Origin of the sequence: Actinokineospora fastidiosa (genome assembly GCF_014648415.1) — a bacterium.
Classification (GTDB): Bacteria; Actinomycetota; Actinomycetes; order Mycobacteriales; family Pseudonocardiaceae; genus Actinokineospora; species Actinokineospora fastidiosa.
The window spans coordinates 800,211-823,434 of sequence record NZ_BMRB01000002.1; the positions used below are offsets into that span (position 1 = coordinate 800,211).

Sequence of the window (23,224 nt, forward strand, 5' to 3'; positions counted from 1 at the left end):
CGGCGGTATGCAGACGCGACAGCTGGGCGACGTCCGGGTCGGCGCGATCGGGCTCGGCGGCATGCCCATGTCCATCGCGGGCAGGCCGGACCGCGACCGCGCGATCGCCACGATCCGCGCCGCGGTCGACGCGGGCGTGACCCTCATCGACACCGCGGACGCCTACTCGCTGGACGAGACCGACTTCGGCCACAACGAGGAGCTGATCGCCGAGGCGACCAGGGGCGCGGACGTGCTGATCGCCACCAAGGGCGGCCACACCCGCACCCCGGGCGGCGGCTGGGGCCTCGACGGCCGCCCCGAGTACCTGCGCCGGGCGTGCGACGCGTCGCTGCGCAGGCTGGGGGTCGAGCGGATCGACCTGTACCAGTTCCACCGGCCGGACCCGGCGGTCCCGGTGGCCGAGTCGGTCGGCGCCCTGGCTGAGCTGCTCGACGAGGGCAAGATCCGCATGGCCGGCGTGTCGAACTTCGACCCGGACGAGATCAGGATGGCCCACAAGATCCTGGGCGGACGGCTGGCGGCGGTGCAGAACCAGTACTCCCCCACGTTCCAGTCGAGCGCGCCCGAGCTGGAGCTGTGCGACGAACTGGGCGTCGCGTTCCTGCCGTGGAGCCCGCTGGGCGGCATCAGCTCGGCGGGCGCCCTCGGCGGCGCCTTCGCCGCGGTGGGCGCTGAGCTGGGCGTGAGCCCGCAGCGGGTGTGCCTGGCGTGGATGCTGGCCAAGTCCCCGGTGGTGATCCCCATCCCCGGCGCCTCCCGCCCGGAGAGCATCACCGACTCGGCGGCCGCGGCCACCGTCGAGCTGACCCCGGCCCACATCGCCACCCTGAACGCCGCTGTGGCCTGACCCCGCCACGGCAACCTTTTCCCACCCCCGGAGGTCTCGGGGGTATGGCAGCGCAGCGCGGACGACGGACCTGGGCCGACACGACCACCAGACTGAGCGTCCGCAGACTCGGATACGCACTGGTGGTCACCGCCGCAGGCGAACTGACCCCGGCCGACGAGTCCGCCTGGGCCGACCTGGTCACCGCCGTCTGCCTGGCGTCGACCAGGGCGGGCATGGTGGTCATCGACCTGACCGGAGTAGCCACAGTCACCGAGAAGTGCCTAACAGTCCTGACAGAAGCCAACGACCACTGCACAACCCACCACCGCGACCTCCGAGTCCTAGTCCGCAACGCGGATGAGGAACGCCTACGCAAGGCAGCCCTACACCACCTGGTCACAGCAGCCGGAATGCTCCACCGCGCCGTATCAGGCCCCCGCAGCGGCTGACACAACAACACCACCACCCAAAGCAGGGCTTGCCTGCCATCCCGTCGACCTGGCGAAGCCTTACCACAGCCAGGGTGGGGGTGCGGCCCTCAACGAAACCGCAGCTTGCCAGGCCAGGGCCCCCAGGGCCCTGGCCAGCGACAACGCAAGCTCCGCGCCCCCACCCTGGGTGTGGTAACCCTCCGGGAGGTCGACGGGATGGCAGGCAAGCCCGGCCCCCATCCCGGAGATCTGCCCGTCCGGCGAGGACGCTCTTAATCCCTAAAACAGAGCAGCACTGCGGAAAGCACCCCGCGGGCAGGACCAAGCGCCGCACGGCACCGGTAGGCAGTGAGAACCGAGCACGTCTAGCGGGGCCGGGTGCGTGAGGTTCACCCGGCCCCGCCCTCCAACGTCGCGTCCGTCGGGTGCTCGCCCACCCGGCGTACGCGCAGGTGGCGGCCGCCCCTGTCATCGGTCCGCCACTCGGCGGGCCGTGACGGGCGCGCCGGTGCCGTGGGCGGGCGCCATGCCAGCGGCACCGGCGGCGCACGGCGCCACCGGAACCCGGGCGACGGCCGCCTCCTGAGCCACTCCTGCTCGCAACCGCGGCGCAGACCTGCGCGTCTGCCGGCGTCCAGCCGCGTCACCGATCGGGTCGGTTCGTAGATTCCCGCACGGCGGGTGGAGCGCGCTCATCCCAGTTGGCCATAGCCACGCGGTATGGCCCCGTCCGGCGCACGATCATTGACGTACATTGGTTTAGACCAATACGCTCCCCCCAACCCTGCAACGTTGGAGGTGCAGCGTGGCCAGAAAGAGCCTCCCCCTGGCGTTTCTGCTCGCAGTGCTAACCGGAATAGGCGTGATCCTGCCCGCGACGTCCCACGCGGCCGACCACGCGGCGTGCCGCCCGGACGGGCTCGCGCGGACGGGGACGCTGAACGTCCCATATTGCCTGGCCTATGACACCGAGGGCCGCGAGAGCATGGGCGCGGACCACCCGCGCCGCGTGATCGGGTACTTCACCAGCTGGCGCACCGGCAAGAACGGCCAGCCCGCGTACCTGCCCAAGGACATCCCCTGGACCAAGGTCACCCACATCAACTACGCCTTCGGGCACATCGACTCGGCGGGCAAGCTGAGCGTCGGGCCCGACGGGCCCAACAACCCCGCCACCGGCATGGAGTGGCCCGGCGTCCCCGGCGCGGAGATGGACCCGTCGCTGCCGTACAAGGGCCACTTCAACCAGCTGACCAAGTACAAGAAGCAGCACCCGCAGGTCAAGACGCTGATCTCGGTCGGCGGCTGGGCCGAGACCGGCGGCCACTTCGCCGCCGACGGCTCCCGCGTCGCCGACGGCGGTTTCTACACCCTCACCGACTCCACCGCGAAGATCTCCGCCTTCGCCGACTCCGCGGTCGAGTTCATCCGCAAGTACGGCTTCAACGGCGTCGACATCGACTACGAGTACGCCACGTCGATGAACAACTCCGGCAACCCGGACGACTTCTCCTTCTCCAACCCGCGCCGCGCCCGCCTGATGGCCGGGTACGTGACGCTGATGAAGACGCTGCGCGAGAAGCTCGACGCCGCCAGCGTCGCGGACAACAAGTACTACATGCTGACCGTAGCCGCGCCATCGTCCGGCTACATGCTGCGCGGCATGGAGAACTACCAGGTCACCCAGTACCTGGACTACGTCAACGTCATGTCGTACGACCTGCACGGCGCCTGGAACCACTTCGTCGGCCCCAACGCCGCGCTGTACGACGACGGCCGCGACGCCGAGCTGGTGCACTGGAACTACTACAACACCAGCCAGTACGGCGGTCTCGGCTACCTGAACACCGACTGGGCGTACCACTACTTCCGCGGCCACATGCCCGCGGGCCGCATCAACATCGGCGTCCCGTACTACACCCGCGGCTGGCGTGGCGTCACCGGCGGCACGAACGGCCTCTGGGGCCGCGCGGCGCTGCCCGACCAGACCAAGTGCCCGCCGGGCACCGGCGGCACCGTCGGCTCGACCGTGCCGTGCGGCAACGGCGCCGTGGGCATCGACAACCTCTGGCACGACCTCGACAAGCTCGGCGGCGAGGTGCCCGCGGGCAGCAACCCGATGTGGCACGCCAAGAACCTGCAGGACGGCCGCACCCCGAGCTACCTCGACGAGTACGGCCTCGACCCGGCGACCAACCCCGAGGACCGCGTCACCGGCACCTACACCCGCCACTACGACTCGACGCTCGTCGCGCCGTGGCTGTGGAACAACGACAAGAAGGTGTTCCTGTCCACCGAGGACGAGACCTCGATCGCGGCCAAGGCGCGGTACGTGGCGGACCAGGGCATCGGCGGCATCATGATGTGGGAGCTCGCGGGCGACTACGACTTCGACGCCACCCGCGGCGAGTACTTCATGGGCGACACCCTCACCACGCTGATGTACGACACGTTCCGCGACGCCGCGCCGTACGGCAACAAGAAGGCCAAGCGGACCATGCCGACCGAGGCGCTGGACGTGAAGCTGGAGCTGCACGGCTTCCCCGTGGGCGACTCGAACTACCCGATCAGCCCGAAGCTGCGCGTCACCAACAACTCCAGCAGCCCGCTGCCGGGCGGCACGGAGATCCAGTTCGACTACGGCACGTCGGCGCCGCCGACCATGGGCCAGCAGTCCGGCTGGAGCCTGTCGGTGGTGTCCAGCGAGCACACCGGGCCGAACGTGGGAGGCATCCGCGGCGACCTGCACCGCATGTCGCTGAAGACCCCGTCCTGGCAGACGCTGGCGCCGGGGGCGAGCGCCGAGGTGCAGTTGGTCTACTACCTGCCGATCACGCAGCTGGCCAACATCACGGTGACCTTCGGCGGCAAGTCCTACGCGGTGACGCAGGACCACGCCCGGGGCTCCACCGACACCCCGCCGACCACGACGACGACCACCGGCACGACCGACCCGACGACGACCACGACGACGACCCCGCCCGCCTGCTCGGCCCCGGCCTGGGAGGCGACGAAGGTCTACACGGGCGGCAACACGGTCTCCTACCAAGGCAAGCTCTACCGCGCCAAGTGGTGGACCCAGGGCGACCGCCCGGACCTCTCCGGCCAATGGGGAGTGTGGCAGGACATGGGCCCCTGCTGACCCACTGACCGCGGTGCGGCGGACGGACGCCCATCCCGCCCGCCGCACCGCACACCACGACCCGGCCGTCCCCGCTGTTCCAGGGGGACGGCCGGCGCCTGTGGATAACTCGCGGCACGGTCCCACCGTTTTGGACAGGATGGAGCCATGACGACATCCACCACACGGGACACCGTGACCGAACTCCTCCGCCGCATCGGCGAAGGCGACCCGACCCGCGTCGCGGAGCTGTACGCCGACGACATCGACTGGCGGCTCAACTGGCCCGCCGACGAACACGGCCGCGCGGAGACGCCCTGGATCCGCCCCCGGTCGACCAGGGCGGACGCGGCCGACCACTACCGCGAGTTGGTCGAACACCACGTCCCCGAGCAGGTCGACACCCAGGTCGAACGCGTCATCGTCGACGGCGGCGACGCCGTCGTCCTCGGCGAGATCCGACAGACCGCCCGCCCCACCGGCCGCGCCTACCGCGCCCGCTTCGCGTTACACCTCACGGTGGAGGACGGACTGATCACCCGCCACCACGTCTACGAGGACAGCCTGGCGGTGGCGCGGGCTTTCACCCCGGCAGGCTAGCCCCCGGCGGCGAACCAGCCGACCCAGGCAGACGACGCGGCACGCGGAGCCAGCCTGGCGGCGGGAGCTGGCCGGGCAACGAGGCGGCCCGCCGAGCCGACCTGGCGGTGGCGCGGGCTTTCGCTCCGGCGGACTAGCCCCCTGGGCGGCGAGTCAGCCGGTCCAGGCAGACGATGCGGCGCGCGGAGCCGACCTGGCGGCCGGAGCTGGCCAGGCAAACGATGCGGCCCCGAGCCGACCTGCCGGTGGCAAGGGCTTTCACCCCCGCCTGGCTAGCCCCCGGCGGCAAACCAGCCGACCCAGGCAGGCGACGCCGCGCGCGAAGCCGACTCGGCGACGGGAGGCTGGCCGGACAGACGTTGCGGCGCGCGAAGCCGACCTGGCGGCCGGAGCTGGCCAGGCAAACGATGCGGCCCCGAGCCGACCTGCCGGTGGCGCAAGCTTTCACCCCGGCTGGCTAGCCCCTGCGGCGAACCAGCCGACCCAGGCAGGCGACGCGGCGCGCGAAGCCGACCTGGCGGCGGGAGCTGGCCGGGCGGTCGATCGTCAACATCGGCCGTCGTGCTGCTGGCGGCTCCCCCGCACCCTCGCCGCCCCGCCTACGGCTAGGGCGGCGGTCGCGGCGGGCAGCGGGGTGGCCCGGGCAGGCTGCCTACTCGAGGCCAGCCATGCCTCGTCGCCCACGACGCTGCGCGCCCCGGTCGGCCGCGACGTCTGCAGCGCCGGAACCATCGCGCCGTGACCGGGGATTCGGCCACGGTTGGTCCGCGGCGAGGGTTGGTGGCGGCTAGTGGCCGGTGGCGCCGTCGATGCGCTCGCGGAGCAGGTCGGCGTGGCCGTTGTGGCGGGCGTATTCGGCGAGCATGTGCACCAGGACTCGGCGGAGGGAGACGGGTTTCTCGTAGCGCCAGGAGCGGCCGACGTCCTCGAGGTCGGCGGCGGCGACGATCTCGCGGGAGCGGGCGCACTCGGCCTCCCACACCGCCATCGCCTCGAACGGGTCGTCGTCGAGGCGGTCGAAGTCCATGTCGGGGTCGTCGTCGGCGTAGTAGAGGTGGTCGACGTCCTCGCCCGCGAACTGCATGCGGAACCACCAGCGTTCGGTGCCCGCCAGGTGGCGGATCAGGCCGTGGAGGGAGAGCGACGACGGTTCCACCGAACGGGTGGACAGCTGCTCGGCGGTCAGGCCCGCGCACTTCAGTCGGAAGGTCTCCCGGTGCCAGTCCAGGAAGGACGTGAGCATCGTGCGCTCGTCCCCGACGAGCGGGCGCTCGGTGCGCTCGCCCTCCAGGTCCGGAGAGAAGAACTGCGGTGTGTCGGCCATGCGGTTCATCCTGCCGCATCCCACCGACACGTAATGTCTATCGACATGCGCAGGCGGGACGCGGAGGCGACCAAGGCGGCACTGCTGAAGGCCGCCGCCGAACTGTTCACCGAGCGCGGCTTCGACCGCACCTCCGTGCGCGAGGTCGCGGCCGTGGTCGGCGTCGACCAGGCGCTGGTCTTCCGCTACTTCGGCACCAAGGAGGACCTGCTCGCCGCGGTCCTCACCGCGCCGGGGCGGGCGTTGAGCACCGACGCCGACGACCTGCTCGACACCGTCATCCGCGCGGTCTTCGCCAACAGCGACACGACGGCCAACCTGCTGCTGCTCGCCCTCACCGGCCCGCAGCGCGGCAAGGTCGCCGACGCGCTGGAGACCCAGGTCGCCCAGCCCTACCGGCTGGCGCTGGCAGGCCAGGACGCCGACGAGGACGCCCTGCTGCGCGCCGACCTCGTGCTCGCCTGGCTTCTCGGCATCGCGCTGGTGCAGCAGATCTGCCCGGACGGCCCGGTGGGGTCGGCCGACCGGGAGCGGGCGCGGGAACTGGTCGGCAGGGCGGCGCGCAACCTCCTGGGTGACGCTGCGCGTACGGCCGTTGACGCTCAGCGGGGCCCTCAGTAGCGTTCAGTCAGCGAGTGCTGACAATGAGGGGGCGTCATGACCGAACCGCAGGCCTATCCCTTCAACCGGGACGAGGGCCTCGACCTCGACCCCGCCTACCGCAAGCTCCGCGAGACCCCCGGCATGATCCGCGTCCGGCTCCCCTACGGCGAGCCCGCCTGGCTGGCCACCCGCTACGAGGACGTCCGACTGGTCCTCGGCGACCGCCGCTTCAGCCGCGCCATGGCCGCCACCAAGGACGAGCCGCGCCCGCACGAGGCGCAGCGGCCCAGCGGCATCCTCGGCATGGACCCGCCCGACCACACCCGGCTGCGCAAGCTGGTCGCGACGGCGTTCACCGTGCGCCGGGTCGAGGCGCTGCGCCCGCGCGTCCGGGAGATCACCAAGGACCTGCTGGACGCCATGGTCGAGACCGGCCCGCCGGTCGACCTCGTCGACGCGTTCGCCCTGCCGCTGCCCGTGCAGGTCATCTGCGAGATGCTCGGCGTGCCCGTCGAGGACCGCGACCGGTTCCGGGTGTGGAGCGACGCGGCGCTGTCGACCAGCTCGCTCACCGCCGAGGAGTTCGTCGACAACTACGTGCAGATGGCCGAGTACATGGCGGGCCTGGTCGCCGAGCGCACGGCCGAGCCCAGGGACGACCTGATGAGCGCCCTCATCGCCGCGCGCGAGGAGGACGTCGAGCGGCTCAGCGCCGACGAGCTGGTGCAGCTGTGCAACGGCATCCTCATCGCGGGCCACGAGACGACCGCGACCCAGATCCCGAACTTCGTGCACGTCCTGCTGGCCAACGACCGCTGGACCGAGCTCGGCGAGCACCCCGACCGCATCCCCGGCGCGGTCGAGGAGCTGTTGCGCTACATCCCGCTCGGCGTCGGCGGCGCGTTCCCCCGGTACGCCACCGAGGACATCGAGGTCGGCGGCCAGCTGGTCCGCGCGGGCGAGCCGGTCCTGGTCGCCGTGGGCTCGGCCAACCGCGACGAGGCCCGCTTCACCGACCCGGAGACGCTGCACTTCGACCGGCCGCAGAACTCGCACATGGGCTTCGGCCACGGCGCCCACCACTGCCTCGGCGCGCCGCTGGCCCGGCTGGAGCTGCAGGAGGCGCTGCGCGAGCTGACCGCGCGGCTGCCCGGGCTGCAGTTGGCCGACGAGCCGGAGTGGAAGACGGCCATGCTCGTCCGCGGGCCCCGCAAGATGCCCGTGACCTGGTAAAACGACTCGCCCCCTCGCCGGTGCGGGAGTAGTCTCGCACTCGGTGCGGGGGTGCCAGATCGGATCTAGCGGCCCGTCTCGCGCCTTCCTGGTGAGCAAGGACGACAGGGAGGACCGAGGTGACGACTGCGATCGAGACTTCGGGTCTGGTGAAGGTGTTCGGGGAGAAACGAGCACTCGACGGACTGGACCTGACGGTGCCCGCGGGCACTGTGTACGGGGTGCTTGGCCCCAATGGCGCGGGCAAGACGACCGCGGTGAAGGTGCTGGCCACGCTGCTGCGGCCGGACGCGGGCGAGGCCAGGGTCTTCGGCCGTGACGTCATCCGCGACGCCGACGCCGTGCGCGGGCGGGTCAGCCTGACCGGCCAGTACGCCTCGGTCGACGAGGACCTGACCGGCGCGGAGAACCTGGTGCTGCTGGGCAGGCTGCTCGGCCACCGCAAGCAGCAGGCGCGGGAGCGCGGGGCCGCGCTGCTGGCCGCGTTCGGCCTGACCGAGGCGGGCGAGCGCCAGGTCAAGACCTACTCCGGGGGCATGCGCAGGCGGCTCGATATTGCCGCGAGCATCCTCAACACCCCGGACCTGCTGTTCCTCGACGAGCCGACGACGGGCCTCGACCCGCGCAGCCGCAACCAGGTGTGGGACATCGTGCGGGCGATCGTCAACCAGGGCACGACCGTGCTGCTGACGACGCAGTACCTCGACGAGGCCGACCAGCTGGCGTCCCGGATCGCGGTCATCGACCACGGCCGGGTCATCGCCGAGGGCACGAAGGGCGAGCTGAAGGCGTCGGTGGGCGCGGGCGCGGTGCACCTGCGGCTGCGCGACGCCGCCCAGCGGCCGGAGGCGCAGCGGGTGCTGTCCCGGGTGCTGGCCGCGCCGGTCACCCTGGAGGCCGACCCGGTCGCGCTGTCGGCGCGGCTGTCCGCCGAGGTGTCCGAGGAGGGCGCTGCCGACCGCGCGGGGGCGCTGCTCGGCGAACTGGCCCGCGCGGGCGTGCACGTCGACACGTTCTCCCTCGGCCAGCCCACCCTCGACGAGGTCTTCCTCGCCCTTACCGACCGCCCGGCCAACCAGGAGGTCCCGGCATGACGGCCTCCGGCCACCGGGCGCCGAGACGCGACCCGGCCACCCGCGGAAAGTCCCAGCCCACTTTGTCCACCATGGTTAATCCCGGGGAGGCGGATCAGTCATGACCACCACCGAGGCTCCCGAGGTCGTCGCCGCGCCGCGGACCGAGGACCTGGCAGCACTGCTGATCACCGACGCCGAGCGGCCGCCGCGGCCGTCGGCGTGGGCGGCGTCGTCCGCGTTCGGCTGGCGGGCGGTGCGCAAGATCAAGCACGTGCCCGAGCAGCTGTTCGACGTGACCGCCTTCCCGATCATCATGACGCTGATGTTCACCTACCTGTTCGGCGGCGCGCTGGCCGGATCGGTGACGGAGTACCTGCAGTTCCTGCTGCCGGGCATCCTGGTGATGAGCGTCGTGATGATCACGATGTACACCGGGGTCGCGGTGAACACCGACATCGCGAAGGGCGTGTTCGACCGCTTCCGCACGCTCCCGATCTGGCGCCCGGCGCCGATGGTCGGCTACCTGCTCGGCGACCTGCTGCGGTACGTGATCGCCTCGGTGGTCATCATCGCGGTCGGCCTGATCCTGGGCTTCCGACCGGGCGGCGGCGTCCTGGGGGTCGCCGCCGGGGTCGGGCTGCTGATCGTGTTCTCGTTCGCGTTCTCGTGGGTGTGGACGATGTTCGGGCTGATCATGCGCACGGAGAAGGCGGTGATGGGGATCAGCATGCTGGTTCTGTTCCCGCTGACGTTCCTGTCCAATGTGTTCGTCTCGCCGACGACGATGCCGGGATGGCTGGAGGCGGCGGTCGAGGTCAACCCGGTGACGAAACTCGTGGCCGCCGTCCGCTCGATGATGGCGGGCGACTGGGACATGGGCGCGATCACCTGGGTCCTCATCGCCTCCGCCGTACTCACCGTGGTGTTCGGCTGGCTGACGATGCGCAAGTACAACCGCCTCTGACCACCCCCGCGCCCGGCGGTCCCACCCGGACCCCGGGCGCGGCCCCGCATGACGAGATCATCCGGATGATCAGATCATCCAGATGACGCGATCATCCAGCCACCGCTCCCGGATGTTCACATCATCCGAACGGCCGCCGGATGGTCCAACCCCTGAACAGCCAGCCCGATCAGCAGCACCAGCCGGGTCAGGATCAGATCATTCCGGATGACGTGACCATCCGAACGAGACGGCCATCCACATGGCGCGATCATTCAGATGATGTCGCCATCCGCGATCGGCCGACCGTCCACATGATGCGACCATCCGGATGGTGACATCATCCCAATGGTCACGCCATCCGCAGAGGCACGTCATCCAGATGGTCAAGTCATCTGGATAGTCAGATCATCCCGATGGTCAGATCATCTGGGTGGTTTCGTCATCGCGATGACGAAACCATCGGGATGGTCGCATCATCTGAACCTTTGGTCAGATGATCTCGTCATGTGATCGGATCATCTGAGTTGCCAGGGGAGGCGGCCGTCGTAGCGGCAGGTGGTGCCTGTGGTCACGGCGGCCCGGAGGTGGGCGGCGAGGGGTGGGTGGCGCTCGTCCAGTTTGCGGAGGGTGTCGCGGATTCGGGCGGTCACCGCCTTGCGGGCGCGTTCGGCCTCGTCGCCCAGGCGGCGGGTGCGGCCGGAGAGGCCTGCGGCCAGGCGCAGGTGGTCCAGGAGGGCGGCGCGCTCGCGGTCCAGGGCTGCGGCGCGGGCGTCGTCGCCCAGGGCGGTGTGGTGGTCGATCTCGGCGTCCAGGCGGTCGAGCCTGCGGCGGTACTCGGCCTTGGCGCGCTCGTCGAGCATGTCGTCGGCGCCCACCGTCCGGACAGCGGCGGTGGCCTGCGGGTCGAGCAGGTGGGCGGCGGGGATGTCGGTGCCGGGGTTGGCGAGCAACGCGTGCAGGTCGCGCAGGCCCTTCGTGTCGGGCATGTGGACGTGGGTGCCGCCGAAGGCCAGCGACCACACCGGACCCTCGCGGCGGAACTGGGGGACGTCCGGTTCGGCGGCGCTGTGCTGGGTCATGCCCAGCCGCTCGGCGTCGGCGGCAATCTGGGCGGACAGCGCGGTGGTGTCCTCACCGCGGCCCGCGTAGGCCTTGACCAGCCACGCACGGGCGTCGACGGCCCAGGGCCGGGCGTCCATCGCCTCGGCGGAGTCGGCGGCGGCGGTCAGGTGGGCGATGGCGTCGTCCCACCGGCGTTCGGCCAGGTCGAGGACGCCGAGCCAGAGGTCGACCGGGCCGGAGACGTCGAACCCGTAGAGCGCGACCAGCCACGATCCGGAGTGGTCGGCCAACTCCTTGCGGGCGAGTTTGATCAGCTCGGTGTCGCGGGCCAGCGCGGCGGTCTGGGCGAGTGCGCGCAGCCAGAGCGGGCGCAGGTGGCCGCCGAAGAGGGTGTCGGCGCGGGGGACGGTGGCGCGGACGTACCGCAGGGCGGCCTCGGTGCGGCCCTGCTCGGCGGCGGTGATGGCGGCGAGCAGGTCGGGATGCTCGAACCCGGCCATCGGCTCGCCCAGCACCGCGCCCGCCTCGCCGTGGCGGCCCTGGCGCAGCAGCCAGACCCAGCGCATGTAGGCGATCATGTTGTGGCAGTCGGGCAGGTCGTCCTCGGTGAACCCGTCGAGCAGCTCACCCGCCCTGGCGAAGCGGCCCGCCAGGGTGTCGATGATGGTGTGGTCGATGCGGCTGGAGAGCTGGTTCCTCGGCGAGTGGTCGGTGAGCGCGGCGGTGTCGCGGAACTGGTCGAGGTAGGCGGGGTCGCCGAGTTCGAGCAGCGCGACCCAGCGCATGGACGCCGCGAACCACTCCATGTCCCGGTCCCCCGCTGCGCGGGCCAGGTCGGTGAGCTCGCCGGTCAGCCGGACCCGCTCGGCCGCCGAGCCCAGCCCGAGCACCATGTCGTGCTGCGCCCACAGCCCGACCGACAGCGACTCCTCGTCCGCGCCGCTGCGGGCGATCGCGGTGGCCTGGAAGACGAGTTCGCGGAACACCGTCTCCAGTGGACTGGTCGTGTCCGTCTCCTCGCGGCCGTAGATGCGGCGGTGGGCCTCCCGGACGACCTCGTCAGTCAGCCGGGACTCCCGCGGCGGCCCGTGCCGGTGCAGGGTGACCGCGACCCGGGCCAGCGGCCGGGCGCTGTCGAGGCCGCGGGCGATCTCGGCGGCCTCGCGCAGGTGCGCCCAGGCGCGCTCCACCTCGTTGCCGTGGATGTAGGACTCGCCGAGCTGCACCAGCAGCGCGACGCGGCGCTCGGGTGCAGCCAGCGGGATCGCCCGGCGCAGGTGCGCGGCGGACTCCTCCGTGGACAGCCTGCTCATGGCGTCCCTGGCCGCGGCGGCCAGCAGGTCGACGGCGCGCTCGGCCGGGTAGTCGGGGACGCCACCGTGCGCGTGGCGGGCCCGGTCGGCGGGGAAGACGGTCGCGGCGAGCACCGGGTCGTCGTCGAGGGCGCGGGCGACGGCGGCGTGCGCGGCGCGGCGGTCCTGGTCGTCCTCCAGCGTCTCGCGGACGAGGTCGTGCACGAAGCCGTACCGGCCGGGGCCGACCGGGGCGATCAGGCGGGCGGCGATGGCCCGGTTGAGCCTGCGTTCGACGTCGGCGCGCCCGGTGGCGGCGGCGAGCAGGGCGGCGTCGAACTCGCGGCCGAGCACGGCGGCCCAGGCGAGCAGGCGGTGGGTGTCGTCGGACAGCGCCTCCAGTCGGCGGCGGACGGCGTCACGCACCCCCGGCGGCACGGCCCCGGTCTGGGTGCCATGCCAGAGGCGGGCGGTCTGCTCGACGAAGAACGGGTTGCCGCCGGTGCGCCGGTGCACTTCGGCGACGAGCTCGGGGGCGGGCCGGTCGACGCCGGTGAGCGTGATGAGGTCGCCGACCTCGTCGACGGTGAGCCCGGTGAGGGTGAGCGTGGTCGCCTTGGACACGAGCGAGAGCAGCAGCGGCTCCAGCGGGTGGCCGGTGCCCTCGATGTCGACGTCGCGGTAGGTGCCGACCAGCAGCAGCCGCTCGAACCAGGCGTGCTGCGCGGCGAAGGCGAGGAGCCGGACGGACGCGGCGTCGGCCCAGTGCAGGTCGTCCAGCACGACCATGACCGGCCGCGACTGCGACACGGCGACGAGCGCGCTGGTCACGGCGTCGAACAGCGGGAACTCGCCGCTGGTCTCCCCCGGGCGCTCCCCCAACAGCACCGGGAGGGCATCGCCCGCGGCCTCCTCGGCGCGCGCCCACTCGTCCTCGGTGGCCGCTCGGCGCAGGGCGCGGACGACCTGCACCCAGGGCCAGAGGCCGGGGACGCTGTCGGAGTCCCAGCAGGACCCGGACAGCACGAGCGTGCCCTGTCTGCGCGCCTCGTCGGCGGCGGTGGTGACCAGCGTGGTCTTGCCGATGCCCGCCTCACCGGTGACGAGCACCAACCCGCCATGGCTGTCGCGGACACGGTCCACCTCGCCACGGAGTACACCTGCCGGGTGGTCGCGCCCGATAAACGCGGAGTTCACCCCGCCGAGGGTAGAGCGATCGACCGACAAGACGCACATGAGTGCTCCGTCAACCCTAGGTTGCCATGAACTCGAGTCGGCAAGGCAACGGACTGACCGCCCCTGGTGGTCTGTCTGTTCGCACGCGCCTGGGACCGTCTGGTGGACAGTCGCTAGAGGCTTCGTGGTGTTTGAACACATTCCATCGACTGGCCGGGCACCAACGTAGCCGTTCGGGGAAGAACACTCTTGACCATGCCAATTTTCACCAGGTCACGACATCCGCTGCTTCCACGATTGCCATCCCGTAAAGGCCGTACCTCTCGAGGTCATCGTAATACCCAGGAAAACCTCCCCGCCTAGTACAAAACTTTACCGTCGCCCCATCCTCTGGAATCCCAGACTCGACTTCGACGGAAATCACTGCCACCAAAAGTTCAGCTGCCAGCATTCCCTCAGCGGAGCGAAGGACTTCTACCGCAAACCTCCGAGCCCGCGCAGCCATTTGCGTCAACAGAAGCTCTTCAGGGCCATCGAGGCCGTCAGGCGGAATCCAGACATCGTTCACCTCAAGTTCATGGCTGGCCACATTCTGAGGCGACCAATCATCCCGCCATCCAGACCCGTACATTTCCCGCAGCAACAACGCGTCGGCAGGACCCGTGGTCCAGCCACCTTCAACAAGGTAGACAAGACTCGCCGGAACGGTCGCACCCACATACGCACCCTCGTCCCATATTCGTTCCATTCGAGAGTTTAGAATCATGACGTCGGCAACCCTAGATATCTAAAGGCCTTATCGATCACGTTTGATGGGGTTTCTTGGCGAGTTTCGGCGACAACATGATACCACTCTCAGCTCCAGACCTTATCCACTGGATTGTGGCGACACTTCATCGGGCCTGCCCCGCGGCCCATAAGCTGGAGATGAATACCCGCACCAGGACCGCCCAGAGATTGGCTTCCAGTATCAATTCGGAACGAATTATCCTTCGCCGTATAAACCGACTTGCTGTTAATTGCCGCCAGACGACGCCTCCGCTCCTGAGGAGATGGGTGCTACCCGGATCCGACACACGTGCCTCATCTAGAGTGCCCTCAGGTGGAGTAGCTGGTCACGCATCACCTCACCTCCGCCCACCGGTGTGCGCAAGGCGTGCTCATGGATGAAGAACTGCAGACGGGGACGATCCAACTTCCCGAACAGCCCTTGTCGCTTCAGTCGAGCACGGACACGTGGCTCGACCCGGTCGGCGACCGTGCTCGCGGAAGAGGGCACGTATATAGGGCTCGGTCTGCGCGAGTCCAGGGATCAGGTGGGGTTGGTAGGAGTCGATCTGGGTCGCCGTGGTCTCCAGGAGGATCAGCGCGCGTAGTTCGTCCGGCATGGATTCGCCGTTGGCTTGGACCCAGTAGCCGTCCCAGGGCGGGAGCCTAGGTGCATGAGGCGCTTCAGCTCTGAGCCGGGCTTCGCGCAGTTCCGCGCCCAGCACCCGCGACCACGACGTGCGCTCGGGAAGATTCACAGGCATGGACGCGAACCTAGAGCCGACGGTCCCTTTCCTCCACCACCGCGCCTTTCTACACCCCAAAGGATGCATCGGCTTTCCGGCTCGGGAAGGCAATTCGCCGTTCGCGGCACGGCAAACCTAGACAACAGCGTCGTCTGCTATGTCAGCAACCTCGTACCTGAGGCCAAACTACACAGTGTCGGTCTTACGCCCTCCGCAACCCCGACAGTCAGGTGCGGCATTTCGCTTCTCACTCGTCGGCTGGCCCGAGTCTCCTTGCCCACCCGGCAGCGAACAGACCGTGACAGTGCTGTGCTGGGCCTTCAAGGAGAAGGCCCAGCACAGCGGGGTTCCACCGGAGTGGAAGGCGGTCCGCCCGGGTAGGTCCCTGTCGCCGGGCGGGCCGCCGGTCTTTAGGGGCGCCAGGTGTCGTTCAGGGCTATTCGGCCCGTGGACGGCACGGTGGCTACCCGGTTGGGGCCGGATTCCCAGGTGGCGGAGCCGTTCGAGGTCTTGCGGAGGTACTTGTACTCGAAGCGGGTTCCGGCGGGGAGGGTCACGGAGGCGCGCCAGATCGGGTACGTCGTGGAGGACAGGGGGATCGCCGCGCTTGGGGACCAGTTGCCCAGGGAGGGGTGGTTGCCCACTACGAAAATGTTCTGGCCCCACGTCGTGGTGGCATTGACGGCGAAGTCCGCGCCGGAGGTGGACGCCGCGCTCGTTGCGTGCAAGGCGATCGCGTCACCTGCGCCCACCGTGGCGGTGAAGCGGCCGTCCGCGCCTACCGTATACATGTGGCCTGAGCAGGCCGAAGGCTCGGCGTGCTGGACATCGCAGTATGTGCCCGCGGGAAGAGACGTCTGGAACGTGCGGTTCAGTGACGACGGCTCGCGGTTGATGACCACGTACCCCTTCGCCCCCCGGCCGAACGCGATGGCGTTGTTGCCGTTGCTCCACCAGTTGGTGACGCCCGTGCCCGACACCGCGTTGCGGAAGCCGACCATGTTGGCGATCTGGCGCCAGGCGTGCTGGCACGTCCAGCCGTCCTGGTAGCACGACCGCACGTCACCGCCGAGCGGCGGGCCGTCGTCGTGGCCGCTGAACTCGTATCCGGAGTAGACGTTGGGCGAGCCGTACGGCCAGGCCAGCATGAACACGTTGGCCAGCGTGTACGTCGACCCGTAGGTGCGGTTCAGCGTCGAGCCGTTGCGCTCGGTGTCCCAGTTGTCCACAAAGGAGCGTGCCTGCGCCGACGGCACGAAACCCCACGCCTCGCCGAACTGGCTCAGGTCCGCCAGCCGCCCTCCGGCGAAGACCGACTTGAGGCCGGTGGCGTAGCGGAACTCGTCGACGTCGCCGTTGTTCAGGTACTCCTCCGGCTGCACGGCCTCGCCCGCGCCGTGAATGACTTCCTGGACCCAGTAGCCCGGGTTCGCCTGACGGGACTTGATGGCGGCGAGATCGCCCGCGGACATGTGCTTGGCCGCATCGATGCGGAAGCCGTCCACGCCCAGCGAGCGCAGGTCCGCCAGGTACTCGGCGATCTCCGAGCGCACGTACTCGCTGCCGGTGTCGAGGTCCGACAGGTGGACCAGCTCGCAGTTCTGGACGTTGTCGCGGTTGCGGTAGTCGGTGATCGGCTGGCGGCAGGAGTGGAAGTCCCAGTCCTGGTAGTGGCCGGGGTAGTTGTACTTGCTGTACGACGTGCCGCCCGTGCCCACGCCCGACCCGGCGGACATGTGGTTGACGACGGCGTCGGCGATGACCTTCACACCGGCGTCGTGGCAGGTCGCGACCATGTTCGCGAACGCGGCGCGGTCGCCGAGGCGGCCCGCGATCCGGTAGCTGACGGGCTGGTAGACGGTCCACCATTGCGGGCCCTGGATGTGCTCGGAGGCGGGCGAGACCTCGACGAACCCGTAGCCCTCGGGGCCGAGGACGTCGGTGCAGGCCCGGGCGACGTCGTCGAAGCGCCACTGGAACAGCGTGGCGGTGACGTCCTTGGTCCCGGGCGGGGTGGCGGTGACGGCGGGGGCGGCGAGCACTGGCAGGGTGACGGCAGCGAGCAGGGCGGGCAGCGCGCGGGCGGCCCAGCGGTGGGATGACGAGACCACGGTGTCTCCTCAAGTGCTTTCGCAAGTTTGCCGTAAGTAGTTGCAAGCGGTGCGGTGAGGATGCTCGTGGTGAGCAAGCCTCGTCAAGCGGCCGAACGGCCTAGCCGGATCGGGGAACGCCGCGCCACGCGTGCAAGATGTTTCCGCAAGAAGGCACCGGCTTGCTACCGTCGCGCCGGGACCGACTACCGGAAGGACGCCGATGGACCAGCGCTGGTGGCGCAACGCCGTCATCTACCAGGTGTACGTGCGCAGCTTCGCCGACTCCGACGGCGACGGCGTGGGCGACCTGCCGGGCATCCGCTCGCGGCTGCCCTACCTGGCCGGGCTGGGCGTGGACGCCCTGTGGATCACCCCGTGCTACCCCTCCCCCATGAACGACGGCGGCTACGACGTCGCCGACTACCGCGACATCGACCCGCTGTTCGGCACGCTGGACGACGCGCGCGCCCTGCTCGACGACGCGCACCGGCTCGGGCTGAAGGTCATCCTCGACATCGTCCCCAACCACACCTCCAGCGCGCACCGCTGGTTCCCCGAGGCGCTGGCCGCCGCGCCGGGCACGCCGGAGCGCAACCGCTACATCTTCCGGCCGGGCCGGGGCGCCCACGGCGAGCTGCCGCCCAACGACTGGGAGTCCATCTTCGGCGGGGCGGCCTGGACCCGGGCGGCGGACGGCGAGTGGTACCTGCACATCTTCGACTCCAGCCAGCCCGACCTGAACTGGGAGAACGAGGAGGTCCGCGAGGAGTTCCGGGAGATCCTGCGGTTCTGGCTCGACCTCGGCGTCGACGGGTTCCGGGTCGACGTCGCGCACGGCATGGTCAAGGCCGACGGGCTGCCCGACGTGGGCGTCACCGGGCAGCGCGCGCTGCTGGACACCCGGCCGCTGCCGTACTTCGACCAGGACGGCGTGCACGAGATCTACCGCGAGTGGCGCAAGATCCTCGACTCCTACTCCCCCGCGCGCATCGCCGTGGCCGAGGCGTGGACCTCCAGCGCCGAGCGCACCGCCCGCTACCTGCGGCCGGACGAGCTGCACCAGGCGTTCAACTTCCACTACCTGCAGGCGGGGTGGGACGCCGCCGAGCTGCGCGCGGTCATCGACGACACCCTGGCCGCGGTGGCCCCGGTGGACGCGCCCGCGACCTGGGTGCTGTCCAACCACGACGTGCACCGGCACGTGACCCGCTACGGCGGCGGCGAGGTCGGCCTGCGGCGGGCCCGCGCGGCGATCCTGCTCATGCTGGCGCTGCCCGGCTCGGTCTACCTCTACCAGGGCGAGGAGCTGGGCCTGCCCGAGGTGCTCGACCTGCCGGACGAGGTGCTGCAGGACCCCATGTGGGAGCGGTCGGGGCACACCGACCGGGGCCGCGACGGCTGCCGGGTGCCGCTACCCTGGTCGGTTGAGGGGACCGCGCTCGGCTTCGGTCCGGACGGGTCGCGGCCGTGGCTGCCGCAGCCCGCCGACTGGGCGGCGCTGTCGGTGGCGGCACAGGAGGGCGATCCGCGGTCGATGCTGGAGCTGTACCGCAGCGCGCTGCGCGCGCGACCGGCGGGCGACTTCACCTGGGTCGACGCCGGTCCGGACCTGCTCGTGTTCGACCGGGACGCGGTGCGCTGCACGGTCAACCTCGGCGCGCCCGCCCGGGTGCGCGCGAGCGAGGTCCTGGTGGCGTCCGGACCGTGCGAAGTGGAGGGTGACCACATGCTGATCCCGACGGACACCGCCGTGTGGCAGGTGCTCTGATGGCCGGGGGCCCGGCGCGCCTGGCCGACATCGCCGCGCAGGCGGGGGTCAGCGAGGCCACGGTGAGCCGGGTCCTCAACGGCAAGTCGGGGGTGTCGACCACCACCCGGCAGGCTGTCCTCGCCGCGCTCGACCTGCTCGGCTACGAGCGCCCGGCCCGCTTACAGGCCCGCAGCGCCGGGCTGATCGGGCTGATCACCCCGGAGCTGAGCAACCCGATCTTTCCCGCGTTCGCGCAGGTCATGGTGCAGGGCCTGACCCGGGAGGGCTACACCCCGGTGCTGTGCACGCAGAACCCGGGCGGGGCGACCGAGGACGAGCTGACCGAGACGCTGGTCGACCGGGGGGTCAGCGGGATCATCTACGTCTCGGGCCTGCACGCGGACTCCACCGCCGACATGGACCGGTACGTGAAGCTGGCCGGCCGCGGCGTGCCGTTCGTGATGGTCAACGGCTACACCGAGCGGGTGTCCGCGCCGTTCGTCTCCACCGACGACCGCGCCGCGATGCGGCTGGCGGTGAACCACCTGGCGGAGCTGGGGCACGAGCGCATCGGCCTCGCGGTCGGGCCGCGCCGGTTCGTGCCGGTGCTGCGCAAGATCGAGAGCTTCGTGACCCACATGCGCTCGACGCTGTCGGTGTCCGCCGACGACGCCGAGGACCTGGTGCAGCACTCGCTGTTCACCGTGGAGGGCGGCCAGGCCGCGGCGAACGCGTTGATGGACAAGGGCTGCACGGCCATCGTCTGCGGCAGCGACCTGATGGCCTTCGGCGCGATCCGCGCGGTCCGGCAGCGCGGGCTGTCGGTGCCGAGGGACATCTCGGTGGTGGGCTTCGACGACTCCCCGCTGATCGTCTTCGCCGATCCGCCGCTGACGACGCTGCGCCAGCCGGTCGAGGCGATGGGCCAGGCGGCGGTGCGCGCGCTGCTGGAGGAGATCACCGGCAACCCGACGCCGCACGCGGAGTACGTCTTCCTGCCGGAACTGGTGGTCCGCGGATCGACGGGCGCGGCGCCCAGGGCCTGAGTCACCCACAGGTGGGGCGCGGGCATGCGGCCCTCGTGGGCGTGGCATCCAGCGGCGCGCGGAGAGTCCGCCGCTGGAAGGGAGTGTCATATCCGGTCGTATTGGCAAGGTCGCCAGCATCTCGGCGTTGGTGATGGCCGCCGCCGTCCCGATGGCGGGTTCCGCGGAGGCCGACCAGGAGGCGTGCGTGGCTTTTCTCGCCCCGCACGGACACGTCGGCGACGTGTTCGAGCAGGGGTGCGCCGAAGGCGAGACCGGGGACCTGGAAGGGTGCTGGATCACGCTGTTCGAGGCCGGGGTGGAGGAAGCGGTGGCCGTGGAGGCCTGTGTCCTGGCCGCGGCGGGCGGCCCTAGTTCAGCCTGATCGTCGGCAGCGGTTCCAGCCGGGGGCGGTCGGAGTCGCCTCGGGCGCGTTCGAGGTCCACGGCCACGTGGTCGCCGTCGATGCGCAGCGTGGCGATGGTGTTGCCGAAGTCCGGCCCGTGCAGTTTGGTCCACTCGACCGGGAGCGGCTCGATCTCCGGTGAGCGCAGCATCAGCCAGCGGAACACGCGGGCCAGCGGACGCCACCACGCCATGACGAACAGCGGGCGCAGGAAGCGTTCGGCGGCGTTGTGCATCGGCGAGCAGGTCAGCTGGAAGACGCGGGCGGCGGTCGGCTGGTCGAAGTGGGCCTCGGCGACGTAGACGTGGTGCACGTCGCCGGAGAGCACGCACACCGTCATGCCCGAGTCCGCGGCCCGGTTGATGAGCCGCGCGAGGCGGTCCGACGAGCGGCGGAACGCGGGCCAGTGCTCCAGGTCGGCCTTGCGGCGCACCCACTCGGCCACGCGCCCGCGCAGACCGGGACGGCGGCAGGCGACCTCGTTCATCGATTGCAGGTGGCTGATCACCGGGGGCATGAGCCACGGCAGCGACGAGCCGATCAGCAGGTGCCGGTGGTCGCCTTCGGCGTTGGCCTCGATCCAGTCGAACTCGGCGTCGCTGAGCATCCCGCGCGGCTCCTGCAGGACGCGGCCGCAGCGGGTGTCGACGGCGAGGAAGCGCGCGGGGCCGAAGTCGCGGCGGTAGCTCCAGCGGGTGTTCTTCCTGCCCTCGATCTCCTCCACCGCCGAGTCGGCGAAGGCGCGCAGGATGGGGGCGGTGTCGCCGTCGGCGGTGACGACCGCGCGGTAGGTGTCGTCGGCGGCGAGTTCGTCCGGCGACAGGTTCCCGATGTGCTGGTAGATCCAGTACGCCATCAGGCCGCCGCGCTCGCGCTCGGCCCACCACGACGTGCGGGCCGCGTCGGCGCGCCAGGACGCCGAGGTGTTCCAGTCGTCGTGCATGTCGTGGTCGTCGAAGATCATGGACGTGGGCACGGTGGACAGCAGCCACCGCACGGCCGGGCTGCTCCACGCCTCGCGGTAGAGGTGCGCGTACTCCTGGAAGTCGGCCACCTGTCGGCCCGGCGGCTCGCCGATGTCGCGCCGCTGGGCGATCCACTCGGCCATGGCGTCGCTGGTCTCGTCGGCGTAGACCTGGTCGCCCAGCAGGAGCAGAGCGTCTGGCCATTCGCCTGCCTCGGCCAGGCGCAGGGCGTAGGCGGCGAGGGCGTCCGGCCCCCACTCGCGCCCGTCGGGTTTGCGGCAGGAGCCGAAGACCAGGCGCAGGGTGTCGCCGGTCAGCGGGGTGATGCGGCTCGGCGGGAACGGCGAGTCCGGCTCCGGCCACACGACGTCGCCATCGATGCGCACGTCGTACTCGGTCGGGCCGTCGACGCCCTCGATGACGACCAGGGCGTAGTGGCGGCCATCGACCTCGAACGTGTCCGCCTTGGCTCCCGCCACCTCGACGGCGCAGGGCGCGTCGGTCTCCACCCACACGGTGGCGCACGACGCGTCGACATAACGCAGTAACGGTCCTAACAGCAGTTCAGCCACGTGCGGGAGATACCACCGCTGCGGCGCGGTGACGCGTGCGTGTGGCCAGCAGGAATGCCAACCCCGCCACACTCAGTCCGAGACCGATCGCGTACGCGCTGCGATAGCCGAGGTGCTGCGCCAGGCCGAGCAGACCGCCCGCCAGCATCGAGCTGACCTTGGCCGTGTTGGTGAAGAGGGTGGTCGCCGCGCCCGGGCGATCCGGGGCCAGGTCCTGGAAGTACGAGATGCCCACGCCCATGACCGCGGAGATGACCACGGCGTTGAGCACCTGCGCCACCGCGACCTGCCAGACCTCGGTGGTCAGCGTGACGACGGCGTAGTAGCCGATGGCGGTGACCGCGCCGATGACGACCAGCTTGCGGTGGTCGGAGCGGATGGCCAGCCAGCCGAACCAGATCATCAGCGGGATCTCGATGGCCGCGCAGAGGCTGAGGATGAGCCCGGCGTCCCCGGTCGAGCCGCCGAGGTTCTCGGTGACGTAGAGCGGCATGGCCAGCACGCCGAGTGCGGTCGCGGCCTGCATCAGTCCGAACGCGACGGCGGCGAGGGCGATGTGACCTCGCGGTGACGTGCTGTCGTGGGACCGGGGCGCGGGCGCGCGGCCGAGCGAGGGCAGCCAGACCGCGGCGGCCAGCGCCGCGACGACGTAGATCCCCGCGCTGACGGCGAACAGCAGCGTGAACCCGGACTCGGCGATGAGGAACGCCGCCAGCGGGGTGCCCGCGACCCACGCGACGGACAGCAGGGTGCGGATCCCGCTGATGGCCAGCGGGGCTTTCGGGCTGTCGCCGAGCGATTCCCGCGCGTAGGCGAACATCTGCGGCATCTGCGACGACGCCACCGCGGAGAGGGTGATCGAGACGGCGAGGAGGACCCAGTAGGACCGGCTGACGGCGAAGACGCCGTAGCCGAGGGCGCCGGTCGCCCCGCCGATGACGAGGAGCTGCCTGCGGACCGAGCGGGTGTCGGAGAAGCGGCCGATGAGCGTGCTGGCGACGACGGCGGCGACCTGGCTGGTGACGAGGAAGGCGCCGACGGCCACCGGGCCCGCGTGCAGCTCGGTGACGAGGAAGAGGGAGAGGAACGGGCCGACGAGGGCGTAGGCGACGCCGGTGAGGAGGCTGACGGAGCCGAGGGGGACCAAGCGAGCGCGCTCGGGAGCGGGGACCACCCGCCCATCGTCGTCTGATTTGATTCAGC

The 23,224-nt window shown here is 70.6% G+C and carries 17 protein-coding genes and 1 pseudogene; 11 read left to right on the plus strand and 7 right to left on the minus strand.

Annotation, left to right across the window (positions count from 1 at the left end; genetic code table 11):
- Positions 1–7 precede the first annotated feature (7 nt).
- The 4 genes from IEY98_RS13585 (at position 8) to IEY98_RS13600 (ending at position 4,984) form a co-directional block, all read left to right on the plus strand.
- Entirely contained in the window at positions 8–850 is an 843-nt protein-coding gene (locus IEY98_RS13585; protein WP_189210784.1) for an aldo/keto reductase, read from the plus strand.
- A 44-nt stretch (positions 851–894) separates the two neighbouring features.
- Entirely contained in the window at positions 895–1,281 is a 387-nt protein-coding gene (locus IEY98_RS13590; RefSeq protein ID WP_189210785.1) for a hypothetical protein, read from the plus strand.
- Positions 1,282–2,125: 844 nt separating this feature from the next.
- Positions 2,126–4,405: a chitinase C-terminal domain-containing protein gene (locus IEY98_RS13595; RefSeq protein ID WP_308425885.1), complete on the plus strand. Its 2,280-nt coding sequence runs from the start codon at positions 2,126–2,128 to the stop codon at positions 4,403–4,405.
- Positions 4,406–4,552: 147 nt separating this feature from the next.
- Positions 4,553–4,984, plus strand: coding sequence for a nuclear transport factor 2 family protein (locus tag IEY98_RS13600; RefSeq protein ID WP_189210786.1), 432 nt, complete (start codon positions 4,553–4,555; stop codon positions 4,982–4,984).
- A gap of 787 nt (positions 4,985–5,771) precedes the next feature.
- On the opposite strand, the gene IEY98_RS13605 is transcribed toward IEY98_RS13600, so the two are convergent.
- Positions 5,772–6,308, minus strand: coding sequence for a DinB family protein (locus IEY98_RS13605; protein ID WP_373292383.1), 537 nt, complete (start codon positions 6,306–6,308; stop codon positions 5,772–5,774).
- A gap of 45 nt (positions 6,309–6,353) precedes the next feature.
- Between IEY98_RS13605 and IEY98_RS13610 the strand changes: the two genes are divergently transcribed.
- The 4 genes from IEY98_RS13610 (at position 6,354) to IEY98_RS13625 (ending at position 10,184) form a co-directional block, all read left to right on the plus strand.
- Positions 6,354–6,929 (plus strand): TetR/AcrR family transcriptional regulator, encoded by a 576-nt coding sequence (locus IEY98_RS13610; RefSeq protein WP_189210788.1) that lies wholly within the window; start codon positions 6,354–6,356, stop codon positions 6,927–6,929.
- 36 nt (positions 6,930–6,965) lie between these two features.
- Positions 6,966–8,144 (plus strand): cytochrome P450, encoded by a 1,179-nt coding sequence (locus IEY98_RS13615; protein ID WP_189210789.1) that lies wholly within the window; start codon positions 6,966–6,968, stop codon positions 8,142–8,144.
- A 119-nt stretch (positions 8,145–8,263) separates the two neighbouring features.
- A complete protein-coding gene (locus IEY98_RS13620; protein ID WP_189210790.1) occupies positions 8,264–9,238 on the plus strand; it encodes an ATP-binding cassette domain-containing protein in 975 nt (324 codons plus the stop codon).
- A gap of 100 nt (positions 9,239–9,338) precedes the next feature.
- Entirely contained in the window at positions 9,339–10,184 is an 846-nt protein-coding gene (locus tag IEY98_RS13625; RefSeq protein WP_189210791.1) for an ABC transporter permease, read from the plus strand.
- Between the two features lie 497 nt (positions 10,185–10,681).
- Here the strand turns inward: IEY98_RS13625 and IEY98_RS13630 are convergent, their stop codons facing one another.
- From IEY98_RS13630 to IEY98_RS13640, 4 genes and pseudogenes are all read right to left on the minus strand, one after another.
- Positions 10,682–13,756: an ATP-binding protein gene (locus tag IEY98_RS13630; RefSeq protein ID WP_189210792.1), complete on the minus strand. Its 3,075-nt coding sequence runs from the start codon at positions 13,754–13,756 to the stop codon at positions 10,682–10,684.
- 205 nt (positions 13,757–13,961) lie between these two features.
- Complete coding sequence (locus tag IEY98_RS13635) at positions 13,962–14,414, minus strand: hypothetical protein (RefSeq protein WP_189210793.1); 453 nt, start codon at positions 14,412–14,414, stop codon at positions 13,962–13,964.
- Between the two features lie 369 nt (positions 14,415–14,783).
- Positions 14,784–15,297, minus strand: a pseudogene (locus IEY98_RS33400) (DUF5753 domain-containing protein).
- Between the two features lie 323 nt (positions 15,298–15,620).
- Positions 15,621–17,321, minus strand: coding sequence for a carbohydrate-binding module family 20 domain-containing protein (locus IEY98_RS13640; RefSeq protein ID WP_229786888.1), 1,701 nt, complete (start codon positions 17,319–17,321; stop codon positions 15,621–15,623).
- Positions 17,322–17,523: 202 nt separating this feature from the next.
- On the opposite strand from IEY98_RS13640, the gene IEY98_RS13645 reads away from it, so the two are divergent.
- From IEY98_RS13645 to IEY98_RS13655, 3 genes are all read left to right on the plus strand, one after another.
- Complete coding sequence (locus tag IEY98_RS13645) at positions 17,524–19,071, plus strand: glycoside hydrolase family 13 protein (protein WP_189210794.1); 1,548 nt, start codon at positions 17,524–17,526, stop codon at positions 19,069–19,071.
- The gene (locus tag IEY98_RS13650; RefSeq protein ID WP_189210795.1) at positions 19,071–20,099 is read left to right on the plus strand and encodes a LacI family DNA-binding transcriptional regulator; all 1,029 of its coding nucleotides are present in this window, start codon (positions 19,071–19,073) and stop codon (positions 20,097–20,099) included. The genes IEY98_RS13645 and IEY98_RS13650 overlap by 1 nt, the downstream gene beginning before the upstream one ends.
- Before the next feature lie 187 nt (positions 20,100–20,286).
- Positions 20,287–20,463 (plus strand): hypothetical protein, encoded by a 177-nt coding sequence (locus tag IEY98_RS13655; protein ID WP_189210796.1) that lies wholly within the window; start codon positions 20,287–20,289, stop codon positions 20,461–20,463.
- On the opposite strand, the gene IEY98_RS13660 is transcribed toward IEY98_RS13655, so the two are convergent.
- The gene (locus IEY98_RS13660) at positions 20,450–22,021 is read right to left on the minus strand and encodes an alkaline phosphatase D family protein (protein WP_189210797.1); all 1,572 of its coding nucleotides are present in this window, start codon (positions 22,019–22,021) and stop codon (positions 20,450–20,452) included. The genes IEY98_RS13655 and IEY98_RS13660 overlap by 14 nt on opposite strands.
- Positions 22,014–23,195 (minus strand): sugar efflux transporter, encoded by a 1,182-nt coding sequence (locus IEY98_RS13665; protein ID WP_229786889.1) that lies wholly within the window; start codon positions 23,193–23,195, stop codon positions 22,014–22,016. Before IEY98_RS13665 ends, IEY98_RS13660 begins: the two co-directional genes overlap by 8 nt.
- Positions 23,196–23,224 lie beyond the last annotated feature (29 nt).

Bases quoted from the DNA above. Each gene is read 5' to 3' on its own strand.
- IEY98_RS13585 (WP_189210784.1), top strand. From the start codon at position 8: ATGCAGACGCGACAGCTGGGCGACGTCCGGGTCGGCGCGATCGGGCTC.
- IEY98_RS13590 (WP_189210785.1), top strand. From the start codon at position 895: ATGGCAGCGCAGCGCGGACGACGGACCTGGGCCGACACGACCACCAGA.
- IEY98_RS13600 (WP_189210786.1), top strand. From the start codon at position 4,553: ATGACGACATCCACCACACGGGACACCGTGACCGAACTCCTCCGCCGC.
- IEY98_RS13605 (WP_373292383.1), bottom strand. From the start codon at position 6,308: ATGGCCGACACACCGCAGTTCTTCTCTCCGGACCTGGAGGGCGAGCGC.
- IEY98_RS13610 (WP_189210788.1), top strand. From the start codon at position 6,354: ATGCGCAGGCGGGACGCGGAGGCGACCAAGGCGGCACTGCTGAAGGCC.
- IEY98_RS13615 (WP_189210789.1), top strand. From the start codon at position 6,966: ATGACCGAACCGCAGGCCTATCCCTTCAACCGGGACGAGGGCCTCGAC.
- IEY98_RS13625 (WP_189210791.1), top strand. From the start codon at position 9,339: ATGACCACCACCGAGGCTCCCGAGGTCGTCGCCGCGCCGCGGACCGAG.
- IEY98_RS13630 (WP_189210792.1), bottom strand. From the start codon at position 13,756: ATGTGCGTCTTGTCGGTCGATCGCTCTACCCTCGGCGGGGTGAACTCC.
- IEY98_RS13645 (WP_189210794.1), top strand. From the start codon at position 17,524: ATGGACCAGCGCTGGTGGCGCAACGCCGTCATCTACCAGGTGTACGTG.
- IEY98_RS13650 (WP_189210795.1), top strand. From the start codon at position 19,071: ATGGCCGGGGGCCCGGCGCGCCTGGCCGACATCGCCGCGCAGGCGGGG.